A 13,127-nucleotide genomic window follows, 5' to 3' on the forward strand; every position below is an offset into this window, starting at 1 on the left:
ATATGAAAGGAACCCCGGAGCACAGCATCAGTCTGTGATGCAAGCCGAGGTTCCTTTGTTTTGAATTTACCGCTAGTCATCAAAGTGAGCATAAACCGTTAATTACCCACTCATAAATTCACTTCTAATAATACTTACATTTTCCTTGTGACAGGCTGTGGTAAAGGCGGATAAGAAGGCGTGCTCTTTATACAGCGCATCAAGAGCGCTCTCATTGTTCGTAAGGACCGCTTCATAAAGTCGGTTTAAGTAATCCGATGCCATATCCAAGCGTCTCTTCATCTCTGACGAATCAGCAGTCGTCTGCCCATGACCTGGTACAAGCAATTGAATGGAATGAGCAGCGAAAATACGGTCCACCTTCTCCAGCGTGTGCATGTACGCCTTCGCGCTCTGATAAATAAATGGCAGTTCAAAATTCGATAAATAATCTCCAGCAATCATGATCCCGAGCGGTTCAATAACGGTAATCAAGCCATCTTCCGTATGTCCCGGAGCTAGATAGAAAGTCATTGTAGTGTCACCTAGGGGAAGCTGCTGGCCATCCTCATGAATCACAATGTCGACCCTTGGAAATTCAATCGGATAGTTCCGGGTAATATAATGTTTGTTATCGAACTCTCGGATCATTTGAAGCGTCTGCTCTTTCTCCGATTGATGATGCAGCCCGCTACTTCCAATCACTCTCGCATCAGGAAACGCTTGATAGCCAATAATATGATCGAAATCCCCGTGCGTAAAGAGAAGATAAGTGTCCCGCTCCCCTTTGATCGTATTTACATATTGCTTGATCGCCTCTATTTCGTCCGGAAGCCAGTTCGGGTCTACGATGAGTACCATTTCCTTCGTTTGAATCACCGTTGACGTCGTCTGATATAATGCGCTCTGGAATACGGTTACGTGTTCATTCCTGTATTGTATCAAGCGTATCTCTCCTTTCATTTACATCTACGATCATATTCATTAATTGCTGCTCGATCCCTGTAATTGTATGGTTTTTTCTATAACAGATGAACTTTTCAATCTCACAACAGCTATGATCGATCACTTTATAATTCCTTACTCCTAACGCAGCCGTATCCGATTCTGGAATCAAAGTGACTCCCATTCCAAGCTGACACATTTTAATCATCGATTCTAATGCAGCAATTTGAACAAAATCTAATCTAATTACCTTACGATCTTCAAGTAATACATCAAATATTTTTTTATAATAACAGTTTTCAGAAGAGATAATTAGATTTTCATTGTTCAAAATCTCCTCAAGCGGTTTATCCAAGTTCTTACCGATTAGTACTAGCTTTTCAGTCCCATATTTTTTGTAATGAAGCGATTTAACGTCCGTCTTCCCCACTAGAAATCCAATATCAATCATTCCGTTTAGGAGCTCTTCTTCAATTTTTGGTGTGCTCCCTGTTTTTATGGTAACCGTCAGGTTTTCATATTTTTCATATAATACTTTCATTGAATCATCGAAGTTTGGAGGATTTTTACTCACCATTAACCCAAGCTTTAGCGAAAGGCTTTCTTCATTCATCATGCTTCTGGTTTCTTCCCATAGTAATACGATTTTCTTGAACTGAGCATACAGTTTTTTCCCGTTTTCATTCAACTCCATCCCTCTTGGCTTTCTATAAAAAAGTTCTGTGTTGAACTCACTTTCAATTTTCTTGATTTTTGCTGTCATATTGGATTGCAGCTGATGCAGCTCTTTCGCAGCAAGTGAAATACTCTTATGTTCTGCAACGGTAATAAACGCTCTCATATTTTCAATGTCCAAATGGATTCATCCTCTTTATATCAATTTATTTGATACGTTCATCAAATAAAAACATTATTTTTGATATCTAGAAAATATTATACTACTATTAACAAAGATACGGGAGGAACTCTCTATGGAAAACAAAAAAATCAAAGTAGGCATTATCGGAGGCTCCATTCGAAATCGATGGGCCAGTGCTACACATATCCCCGCTTTAATCAAAAGTGGGCATCATCAAATTACGGCCATTGCGACAACGAATATGGAGTCAGCTAAAGAATCAGCTAATCAAATTGGAGAAATCGAAGCGTATGATAATTATAAAAAAATGCTCGCATCTAATAATGTAGATATGGTCATTGTCAGCGTAAAGGCCCCTTTTCACAAGGAAATTGTGCTGGACACCATTCGAACAAATAAACATATTTATTGTGAATGGCCCCTCGCCGTAGGTACAGATGAAGTAGAATCCATCATGAAAGAACTGAAACAATCCACGATTAAACATGCGATTGGTTTACAATCACGCCAGGCAGATGAAGTGAAACTTGTTAAAGATATGATAGATAACAATGAAATCGGAAGCATTCTATCGATAAATATGAAAGTTTCCACACATGCAAAAGGAAATTGGGTGGATCAAGCCGGTAGTTATATCCTTGATCGAGGAAACGGAGCCACATTATTAACCATTAATGGTGGACATGCTTTAGATGTAGTAACTTTCATTTTCGGACATTTTACTGAAGTTCAAGCAAATCACCATACACATTATACAGAGGCTCGTATTATAGATAACGATAGTACGATCAACAAAAACATAGAAGATCAATATTTGATTAGCGGAAAAATCAATAACCATATCCCCGTCGTCGTCCATCTGCAAGGTGGGGCTTATCCTCAATTCCTTTTAGAAATACAAGGAGAACGAGGGATCATCAGACTCTACCAAAATCAATCCATCGGACATCCGCAATATGGCGGGTTGAGTGTTTCGTTAGCTAAATATGATTCAACACAAATTATTACCACCAGTCAAAATGATGACTTTACTGTTCTACTAGAAGACAATAAAGAAGTACCTTTCACAAATGTATGTAGAGCACACCAATCCTTCGCTAAAGATATACTACTGAATACAAATGAAACCCCAGATTTTCATCATGCTTCGTATTTGCATCGATTGATAACTGCCATAGAAGTATCAGCAGAAACAGGGGAAAGAATTAGTATAGAATAATGGACGTTGAGCGCTGCCGGATAGCAGCGCTCTTTCTTATTAAAAAAATTAGATTCCTCCACAGTTGCTCTGTATCTAAGTTATTTATTCCTTAGGTCAGCGATTGGAGTCTAGTCCAACAGAAATTAATTATTGTTTTCCCTATAGTATTAGAATAAGATTAAACATTATAATGTTATTATGTTTCCTTCACAAAATCATGAATGCAGGAGGGATTTTATATGAAGTTACGTTTTGAGGGCGATATCACGGATATCATGCCCGGTGTACAATTACTGTTGCACGAGCTTGGTGTTGACTTACAAGAGGATGGAATACCCGTTCACATAGGATCGTCGGAAGGTGATCTGGAAGTCGGTCGCGAGCAGGACCACGCTTACATTCGTTACGGAAGGAAGCATCAATTTTTCCGAGGGTTTGGCTTACTCATTCAACATAGCCGCAAGAGCCATACCTTTCATATTAGAGAAAAGCAGCAATTTGACCAGGTTGGACCCATGTTCGATCTGTCCCGCAACGCGGTACTTACGGTGGACAGCTTTAAATTCATGTTGAATAAAATGGCTTTAATGGGAATGAACACCGTTATGTTATATATGGAAGATACATATGAAATCGAAGGGGATCCTTATTTCGGATACATGCGAGGTCGTTACACGCAAGAAGAGCTAAAAGAAATTGACGATTATGCCGACCAATTCGGCATTGAGGCTTTTCCAAGCATCCAAACCCTCGCGCATCTGGAGGAATTCCTGAAATGGGAGCCGATCAAGCATTACCGTGATACGAAAGGCGCCCTACTGGTCGGAAGCGAACAGACGGATTCTCTGATTGAGCGGATGATTGAGGCAGCAAGTGCACCGTTCCGCAGCAAAAAGATTCATGTCGGAATGGACGAAGCGGAGGAGCTCGGGCGGGGTAAATATTTGGACCTTAACGGATACGAGAGCCGTTTTAATATTATGGTTGCGCATTTAGATAAGGTACTGGAAGCCGTTCGTAAGCGTGGTCTGAAACCAATGATGTGGAGCGATATGTTCTTGAAGCTCGCTTCCGGAAACGGCGACGAATATTACGATAAAGAAACCTCCATTCCTGAGGACATGGCTCGCCGTATCCCCAAAGACGTTGATATGGTGTATTGGGACTACGTCCATATGGAGCCAGAGGATTACGAGAAGGTGATTGCCAATCACCGGCCGCTCGGCTGCAACCTGGTATTCGCGGGAGCGGTGTGGATTTTCAACACGTTCGGCGTGAACTACGGACTATCCTTGAACGCTTCTGATGTCGCATTGCAAGTATGCAAGCAGGAAGGCATTCGCGAGGTGTACGCGACCATGTGGGGAGACGACGGCAATGAGGGAAATCCGTTCGCGGCGCTGCTTGGTTTGCAGCTCTATGCTGAACACGCTTACTCGGAACAAAAACCAACGCAAACTCAGCTAGCAGAGCGAGTTAAATTCTGTACGGGAATTGAGATGGATGCATTCCTGCAACTGAAGGATCTGGACGAAATCCCTGGGCAGGAGCCAAACAACGCCAAACAAAGCAACCCTTCGAAATTTTTGCTATACCAAGATGTGCTTCTTGGGTTGTTCGACAAGCAAATTGAAGGTCTGAATCTGGCGGACCACTATGCCGAGTTAGAGCAAAGAATACGTGAAAAACGCGACAACGACGCAGAGCTTGATTATCTGTTTGAAATGCCGGAGAAGCTAAGCGCCGTGTTGAAACGCAAAAGCGAGATCGGTATCTTATTAAAACAAGCCTATGACGCCAAGGATATCGATTCACTGAGACATATAGGAACGAACGTACTACCCGCCATTTCGAAAGCGGTTCAAGAACTGCGTGCCGCACACCGAACGCAGTGGCTTCGGATGTTCAAACCCTTCGGTTGGGAAGTAATCGACATTCGCTATGGCGGTGTCATCAACCGTTTGGATACCGCATCAGTCAGAATTCTTGACTATGTAAAGGGACGAATTACGAGCATCGAAGAACTGGAGCAGGAACGTTTAGTGTACAGCACAACGAACCGCTTCAACCATAAAGGTGTCGGATGGTGCAGTCATTATTACCGCATGGCCTCGCCAAACGTGTTTTATCATGTTCTGAATCCTTTTTAAGTGATATAAGTGAAGCGATAAAAGCTTTCCAAAGGAAAACCTGCCGCAGCTGCACAATGATCTTTTTTTGCATGAGGCACAACCGCCCGCCAGAACGATGATATCCATCATTCTGGCGGGCGGTTTGCTGTTGTATTCATTGTCATGTTCGTAATCTGGGGCGAATCTAGAAAGATTAATCTTCACTCAGCAGATTGTATTTTATTGCATATTCTACAAGTTCACTTTTTTTAGTCAGATTCAATTTATTCATCATTCTCGTCTTATGGGTATCCACCGTCTTGATACTAATTAATAGCTGTTGTGCAGTTTCAACTAACGTATACCCTCTTACAAGATAGCTTAGTACTTCTCGTTCACGGTCGCTCAAAATAACAAAAGGGCTGTTATCCTCTACGGCTTGCGGCGCTTTATGAAGCACCGATGCAATCAATGTTTGTGTATCTTGTGGTCGAAGATACACATACCCGCTCTGAACCGTATCAATGGCTGTATATAACTCTTCATCAACTGCCACTTTTGGAATATATCCGACTGCACCTTCTTTCATAATAGTTGTTATATAATCCTCATCTTCATGCATCGTAAGTACGATAACTTTTGCGTGTGCGTGACAGGCCTTGATTCTCTTGAGCACCTCTATTCCATCCATGTGCGGCATACTAATATCGAGAATTAAAATATTTGGTCTAAGCTCTTCGTATAACCGAAGAGCTTCAATGCCATTTGAAGCTTCACCTACCACTTTATTGGCTGGCTTCTTCTGCAGGAGCAGCTTTAAACCGGACCTAAGCAACGCATGATCATCAGCAATCAATATAGTTATGATTTGTTCCATCATTACACCCTTTATTCAATATTAGCGGTATCGAAACGACGATCTCAGTTCCTCCGGTACTTATTGGATATATGAAGAAAGATCCTCCAAGCAGCTCCGCTCTCTCTTTCATACCGTATATACCGATACGATTGTGCTGACGGGCCAACTCAAAGTCGTCTCGCTGAATTCCGCAGCCGTTGTCCCTTATTATCAAGGTAACCGACTGCTTGAGAATCTCCATGTTTATAGATATTCGAGTTGCAGCCGAATGCTTAGCAACATTCGTCATGCCTTCTTGCAGAATACGATACATCGCTACAGCAATATGGCCTTCAATACCAATATCTTTTTCATCTGGTGTGAATAGTTCCACTTCAATATGATATTTCTCCTCATATTTCTTCACAAATTTTTTAATCGCGGGTACTAATCCCATATCGTCCAATATCGGCGGCCTTAACTCTACAGCCAAATCTCTAATTTCCCGCAAAATACTCGCCGCAGTATCTCTGCTGGCGTTAAGCAGCTCCTGCTGCTCGGCGTCTTTCGCTTCATTCGACAAAATTCGCATCGTGACCATTAAGGATGCAAGCGCTTGGCTTGTCTCATCATGAAGTTCCCTCGATATTCTCTTCTTCTCATCTTCCTGGGCGGACAGTAACTTCAGAATTAACTTGTCCCGGAGATGTTCTTTCGCTTGAAGCTCTTTCAGCAGTAATTCAACTTCAGCGTTAGAATTAATTAATTTATCAGCCATTTCATTAAAGGCATTACCTAATCTACCTACTTCATCGCTATTCGTTATACTTGCACGCATCGTCAGATTACCAGCTGATATACCTGTAGCAACCGCAACCAGATTGTTTATGGGTCTCGTAATGAAGCGAGTCATATAATACGTAATTATCGCTGTGACTACACAGATGAACAGCGTTACATAGAGCAGTGCCTTCATCTTTATGTTGATGTAGGTCTGAGCCTTCGTATCCGTCATGCCAACACGAACAAACCCTACATCGCCTTCCTCGATCGGCATAAGTACATCATAGATTGTTCCTTCATCAGACATCAGTGTTGCAACCTGTAATGTATGACCACTCTCAGGTGTATGCGCTTGTATGATTCCCTTAGGCAAGTGTCCTTCAAAGGTATCCCCTACCACATCATGACTACTATTAATAATTAATATATATCGAACATCATCATTCGTAAGTTGTGCTTGTGATATCAGCTGATGAATCGAGTATTGTTCATCCATAAGGATGTAGTCCGAGCTTAACGATGCAATACTATGTGCTACACTAATGCCCCGCTTCTTAAGCTCATCTGTCATGATCGTATGAAGCGAATCCCAAATGATCCATCCTAAGGCAGAGGCAAGAAAAATCAAAGAAGCGATAATAACTCCAAATATTTTTTGATTGATATTCATTTTCTTCATTAATTTCATAAGCCGTCCCTAACGTTCGTTCCCTTGCTGTTTTCAGTTTCAAAGTATTTCGTATCGAAAGGAACATAGCGATCAATAAATAATCCTTCCAAAGCCTGCTTCATATCTGATTGTTCATGCATAGTAAAGAAGCTGTTCATAATAATCTCTTTCTCTTCCTCAGGAATGCTGCTGTTGATGACAACAGGGCCTGTTCCAAGAGGCTTTGACTTGTCCAGAATACGCAAAGAGGCAACGGACTCCGGATCTTTGGCCTTGGCTTGTTCATAGATCGAGCTACTGACTGCTGAAGCATCAACTACTCGATTACGAACTGCATTAAGTGACTTTTCATGATTGTAAGTATACGTGTATCCGCTGAAAAAATGTTCCGGCGTCTCACCAAATTCAGCTAATTTCTCACTTAAAAATAGGTAGCTGGAATTACTCGATGGATCGGCAATAGCTACGCTTTTCCCTTTCAACTGGCTAATATTCGTAATATTGCTGTCTTGATTTACGACAAGGTAACCATAGTAGTATGGAACTCCCATTCGCTCCTGCATTGCAATCGCTTCAATTCCTTCAACTTGATTATAGGTTACATATGCACCTGATGAGAACAAGGCGATGTCAGCACCGTCATTCATCATGAGCATGCCGATCTCATTATAGCTCTTACGTTGAATGAGAATCGCTGGCCTATCAAGCTGTTTACCGATATAATCAGCGATCTTTCGATAATGCTTAATCGTCTCGCTTGGTGACAGCACGCTTGAAATGGCTACTCGCACTGGTGGCAGCTCCTCTTTCTCCGTACTGGCAGGTACAGGCTCTACCTCAGAAAATACGATATTAATGTCTGAATGGCTACTTGAGCATCCTGATGCAAATAATGATATCAGCAAGATCAACAGCACGCTTGAAAGCCCTTTCATATTTTCCTCCGTTCTTTGTAGAATACATCCTCTGGCAAGCCTATATACTTGTCCAAATCTGACTCTAGTATAGTACAAATTCTAAATACGCTCTATGAACTTGTTAATTATTTACCAGTCATGTGATATATTACTGAATTTTTTATATGTTATTGTCGTTTTTTCTGACACGACTTCCAAATAATCTTACATAAAATCAGAACTTCGCTGATAGTTTGCAAGAACAAACAAGTTGATAATTAAACCAGTGGCATACGCTACTCCACTGGGAGAGGTTGTGATCGTAACGATACTTTGCAACGACTATTAATGAAAACACTATCATGAAGGAGAAATTGTATGATTTCCTTTTTAAAACCCAAAGTGGCTACCTCTAAGGTAGCGCCTCAGGACGTCCAAAAAACATACATGCGCTATCGAATGCAGTCGCTAATAGGTGTGTTTTTTGGTTACATGGCATACTATGTCGTACGTAGTAACTTTTCATTGTCAACACCTTATCTAAAAGAGGCACTTAACCTATCTTCTACAGAAGTTGGTTTGTTAACCAGTTGCATGCTCATTGCATATGGCATAAGCAAAGGTCTTATGAGTAGTCTTGCAGATAAAGCTGATCCCAAAAGGTATATGGCCTTAGGCCTTCTCTTATGTGCCCTTGTTAACATCATGTTGGGGTTCACAACAGGGTTCTGGATGTTTGCCATTCTCGTTGTGTTGCTAGGTGTGTTCCAAGGTATGGGGGTTGGACCTTCTTTTATTACCCTCTCGAATTGGTTCCCTCATAAGATGAAAGGTCGAATTGTTGCAGTATGGAATATATCCCATAACATCGGCGCTGGGATCGTAGCGCCAATCGTTGGTGTCGGTTTTGCTATGTTGGGACCAGATCATTGGCAAGCTGCAAGCTATCAGGTACCAGCTGCGATTGCCATCGTATTTGCCCTAGTTATATTGGCCTTTACTAAAGGCTCCCCAGTAAGCGAAGGTTTGCCTCCGTTGAGTGAGATTGTTGAGGATGAAAAAGAAGTAAATATTAAGTCTAAAGGTAATGTACAAGCTCCAGAAAATATGAATGCTTGGCAAATCTTTAAGAACTATGTCCTGTTCAATAAGAATGCTTGGTACGTGTCACTGATGGACGTATTCGTATATATGGTTCGATTCGGTATCATTAGCTGGCTGCCTATCTATTTGATGACTGTTAAAGGTTTCTCCAAAGAAGAGATGGGTGTTGCTTTCTTATTCTTCGAGTGGGCTGCTATTCCTTCCACTCTCTTGGTAGGCTACTTATCTGATAAGTTGTTCAAAGGATATCGTATGCCTCCTGCAATTATTGCAATGGTACTCATCTTCTTCTGTATCATTGGTTACTGGCAAAGTGGTTCTTTGCTCACAACAACTATTTTCGCTGCAGTTATTGGATGTTTAATTTACGTACCACAATTCTTGGCTTCTGTACAAACGTTAGAAGTCGTACCTCCATTCGCTGTTGGTTCTGCAGTAGGCTTGCGCGGATTCCTGAGCTATATTCTTGGAGCATCGCTCGGTACTACTCTGTTCGGTGTGCTAGTTGATAATGTTGGTTGGAATGGTGGATTCTACTTGCTACTTTCCGCTTCTGTACTGTGTGTAGTATTCTGTGTCCTCCTTCATAAAGGAGTAAAAGAAATGGAAAAGTATAATGATGAACAAGAGCAATTAGCAACATAAAGTTTTACTTCTTCTTTCATGTATTAGACCCGCAGGCATGGACACTGTAGAAAAAGTGACCCACCTGCGGGTCACTTTTTTGCTTTTCAAATTACAGACAGTACTCTACCATAATGATAAATACCATAACCAAATGATCAATTGTATTCTAAACTATTTATTCGTGCCACGGCCTATATGCTCATCAAGGGAATAAACTTTGATCCCATAGATATGATTCGCTATTTTCCTGTATCTGCTCTTTACATCTTGTCGATGACGATCGGTTATATCGGTTTGAGATATATTGAACTTTCCATTGCCTCTCCCGTGCAGAATTCTTCCGGAGCCATTGATAAAAAATATCAAATCGGCTTTATGGCCATCTTTTTCCCGATTTTATACAACTTAATCGATGGACTCGGAACCTTTGCCGATGCAGTTTACTTGGACGAGTTGAAACTGATCAGTGAAGACGCAGCCCTGCTCGCTTATGAATTCACCTTTTTCATTTGTGCCGTATTGGCATTTACATACCTGAAATTTATTAAAAAAGAGCCGTTCAACCTCTTCAAAGAACGCGTTAAAGGATATGCTGCCATTTTTGAAACGACCGGGCAGTTCTTCTATGTGTTCGCCATGTCCAGCAACGCCATTATCGCAGCCCCCCTTATTGCTTCCTACAGCATTTTTTCGGTCATCTTATCCCGAATATTCCTCAAGGAGCGGTTGAGCAAGGTGCAATATACCGTTATTATCGTTGTAATTCTGGGGATTGCATTGTTAGGGATTGCCGATGAGCTTTGAAGGAGGGGGATTGAACGAAAAAAGACACCTCATACGGTGTCTTTTTTATAGCCAGAAGTCGAACCCCTGTATTACCTACTGAATGTTCAGATACTCTCTATAAATTTCACGCTTTCTTCCACAATGATTTCAGGTTCGTAGTCATGAATATAATGACCACTTTCCAAAATCATATATTTTCCATCATGTGCAGCTCCAACGTACTCCATCAAAAGATTTTTCCAATCATCTAATGGCACTTCTTTTCCATTCGATATAAAGAAGTACATCGGCACATCGGGGATACCGCCCTCTGATACTTTTTGGGCATTGTTTAGGATCATCTTAACTTCTTCATTCATATTTGATGTTTGTGTTTTTTCATAGAATATCGCTCGGTAAATACTCTTTTCTTGTTCTGATAAATGATTTTCTTGTATTGCAGCAGAAGAATTAACAATGGACGGAAAAAAACGAGTAATGCCGATACGAGCAGCAAAACTTGTGATTCCCATCGTAAAATCCGATGGCAGAGGATATTTTTCATATGCTGCTGGAATAGCAGGGTCAAGTCCAATGACGGCAGTTACTTCTTCAGGATATTTTTGTGCCCAATATAGAGCCTCGATACCAGACATTGAATGTGGATATAGAATATAAGGTGCTTGTTCACCTGCTAATGATAAAGCAGTCCTCGTCTCTTCTAATATAGTATCTATATCACGAGAGACAGCTGCCGTTTCACTATAACCATAACCCGCTTTTTCTACGACTACAATTCTATATTGGTTAGAGAGTTTAGAATACAACCCTTTGAAATCTAACACTGGAGAGGAAGTACCGCCACCTGACATAAAGACTAGAGTCTTAAGTCCGCTTCCCTCTGAATATACGTGCATTTGGTGGTTATTCACATTCACCATCGTTCCTATTGGAGAAAGTATTGCCGACTCTTTCTTCAATTGAATTCTATGATTGATAAAACTAATTGCAATGATTAAGAGCAAGATACATATGACAACTATAAAAATAATTCTAATCTTCCCCAGTACTTTTTTCATTTCGATCCTCCATAAAACCTTAGTTAGTATCTCATCCATATATTTCTATCATACCAGATATCCCCCTGCTTCTAGATAAATAATCGGTACCTCAAAAAAATAAAAGCACCAAATTGCGAGCGTCCCTAACTGACAGATTTGATGGCACCAAGCAAGTTTTTTGCATGATATAATAATTCCAATTATACCTATAACTAGGATGGTGTGCGATTTGAAGTTTCTTTCAAAAAAGCGGGACTTTGAAATATCAGAAACTGGCATCAGTACGGTTGAGAAGTTGAATATTGGCGGGATTGAGCAGACCATCTTATTACAAGCAGAATATATCGACAAACCCGTACTTCTATTTATTCATGGAGGCCCAAGCATGCCGCTACCAGGGGTAAGCTGTAGATCTCGGGATTACACGGTGGCAACTTCCACTAAGGAACTTATTAAACATTATGTACTTGTATTTTGGGACCAGAGAGGAACAGGAAAGTCATATCATCCAATCATCCCTAAAGAATCAATGAATCTCTCTCAGTTTATTTCTGACGCAGAAGAGCTTGTCGATTATCTCAGGAGCCGTTTTAATCAACATAAAATATTCATTGCTGCACACTCCTGGGGAAGCGTGATCGGACTATCTCTTGCAGCAAAAATCCCTGATAAATTGCATGCTTACGCAGGAATTTCTCAGATTATAGATTGGCCTGAAAATGACCGACTTTGTCGGGAATGGGCAATAAACGAAGCAAAAAGGAGAGGTAACAAAAAAGCTGTTGCTGAATTAACCCTATTAGGAGAACCACCTTACACGAAAAGCTTAAAGCAATGGGGACAATTACGAAAATGGCTAATGAAATACAATTCCATGATATATACGGATAAAGAAATTCACCATCCTCGTCTCATAGACGCTATGAAGATTATGCTTTATTCACCTGATTACACTCTGAAGGACATTTACAATTCATTTTATAAAGGCTTCATGTTTTCTTACACACAGCAAATGATCGAGGATTTTTCTACAGTCAATTTTTTAAACACCGTAATAAATACCTATATACCTATCTACTTTATTCATGGACGAAAAGATGTTCATGTATACGGCAGCCTAGTTCAGAAATACTTTGATCAATTGTACACCACGACAACAAAAGAGTTATTCTGGGTCGAGAAGTCATCGCATATGTTTCATCCTGACGACGCCAAAAAGATTGAAAATATACTGATAAGTATGCTGGAGGTGATAAATAGCTAATACAAGGAAAAACCCAGCCCTTAT

Annotated in this window: 11 protein-coding genes; 5 read left to right on the forward strand and 6 right to left on the reverse strand. The window is 40.8% G+C overall.

Annotated elements, in window-relative coordinates; genetic code table 11:
- Positions 1 to 102: 102 nt before the first annotated feature.
- On the reverse strand, positions 103 to 924 hold the full coding sequence (locus AC2TF5_RS26130) for an MBL fold metallo-hydrolase (protein ID WP_491299989.1): 822 nt from the start codon (positions 922 to 924) through the stop codon (positions 103 to 105).
- On the reverse strand, positions 905 to 1,780 hold the full coding sequence (locus AC2TF5_RS26135; protein WP_491299990.1) for a LysR family transcriptional regulator: 876 nt from the start codon (positions 1,778 to 1,780) through the stop codon (positions 905 to 907). Before AC2TF5_RS26135 ends, AC2TF5_RS26130 begins: the two co-directional genes overlap by 20 nt.
- Before the next feature lie 115 nt (positions 1,781 to 1,895).
- Here AC2TF5_RS26135 and AC2TF5_RS26140 point away from each other — a divergent pair, with 115 nt between their 5' ends.
- Both AC2TF5_RS26140 and AC2TF5_RS26145 read left to right on the forward strand, forming a co-directional pair.
- Entirely contained in the window at positions 1,896 to 3,002 is a 1,107-nt protein-coding gene (locus AC2TF5_RS26140) for a Gfo/Idh/MocA family protein (protein ID WP_491299991.1), read from the forward strand.
- A gap of 221 nt (positions 3,003 to 3,223) precedes the next feature.
- Positions 3,224 to 5,134: a beta-N-acetylhexosaminidase gene (locus tag AC2TF5_RS26145; protein ID WP_491299992.1), complete on the forward strand. Its 1,911-nt coding sequence runs from the start codon at positions 3,224 to 3,226 to the stop codon at positions 5,132 to 5,134.
- A gap of 175 nt (positions 5,135 to 5,309) precedes the next feature.
- Here AC2TF5_RS26145 and AC2TF5_RS26150 read toward each other — a convergent pair whose 3' ends face one another.
- From AC2TF5_RS26150 to AC2TF5_RS26160, 3 genes are read right to left on the reverse strand one after another with little or no spacing between them, the layout of a single operon-like run.
- Positions 5,310 to 5,972, reverse strand: a complete 663-nt coding sequence (locus tag AC2TF5_RS26150; RefSeq protein ID WP_491303008.1) for a response regulator — start codon at positions 5,970 to 5,972, stop codon at positions 5,310 to 5,312.
- Positions 5,941 to 7,404 (reverse strand): sensor histidine kinase, encoded by a 1,464-nt coding sequence (locus AC2TF5_RS26155; RefSeq protein ID WP_491299993.1) that lies wholly within the window; start codon positions 7,402 to 7,404, stop codon positions 5,941 to 5,943. Before AC2TF5_RS26155 ends, AC2TF5_RS26150 begins: the two co-directional genes overlap by 32 nt.
- Positions 7,401 to 8,321: a substrate-binding domain-containing protein gene (locus tag AC2TF5_RS26160; protein ID WP_491299994.1), complete on the reverse strand. Its 921-nt coding sequence runs from the start codon at positions 8,319 to 8,321 to the stop codon at positions 7,401 to 7,403. Before AC2TF5_RS26160 ends, AC2TF5_RS26155 begins: the two co-directional genes overlap by 4 nt.
- Positions 8,322 to 8,660: 339 nt before the next feature.
- Here AC2TF5_RS26160 and pgtP point away from each other — a divergent pair, with 339 nt between their 5' ends.
- Both pgtP and AC2TF5_RS26170 read left to right on the forward strand, forming a co-directional pair.
- Positions 8,661 to 10,031, forward strand: a complete 1,371-nt coding sequence (pgtP, locus tag AC2TF5_RS26165) for a phosphoglycerate transporter PgtP (protein ID WP_491299995.1) — start codon at positions 8,661 to 8,663, stop codon at positions 10,029 to 10,031.
- 213 nt (positions 10,032 to 10,244) lie between these two features.
- On the forward strand, positions 10,245 to 10,817 hold the full coding sequence (locus tag AC2TF5_RS26170) for an EamA family transporter (protein ID WP_491299996.1): 573 nt from the start codon (positions 10,245 to 10,247) through the stop codon (positions 10,815 to 10,817).
- A gap of 86 nt (positions 10,818 to 10,903) precedes the next feature.
- Here AC2TF5_RS26170 and AC2TF5_RS26175 read toward each other — a convergent pair whose 3' ends face one another.
- Positions 10,904 to 11,857 (reverse strand): alpha/beta fold hydrolase, encoded by a 954-nt coding sequence (locus tag AC2TF5_RS26175; protein WP_491299997.1) that lies wholly within the window; start codon positions 11,855 to 11,857, stop codon positions 10,904 to 10,906.
- A gap of 211 nt (positions 11,858 to 12,068) precedes the next feature.
- Here AC2TF5_RS26175 and AC2TF5_RS26180 point away from each other — a divergent pair, with 211 nt between their 5' ends.
- Positions 12,069 to 13,103, forward strand: a complete 1,035-nt coding sequence (locus AC2TF5_RS26180) for an alpha/beta hydrolase (protein WP_491299998.1) — start codon at positions 12,069 to 12,071, stop codon at positions 13,101 to 13,103.
- Positions 13,104 to 13,127 lie beyond the last annotated feature (24 nt).

Source organism: Paenibacillus sp. JNUCC 34 (assembly GCF_058269055.1).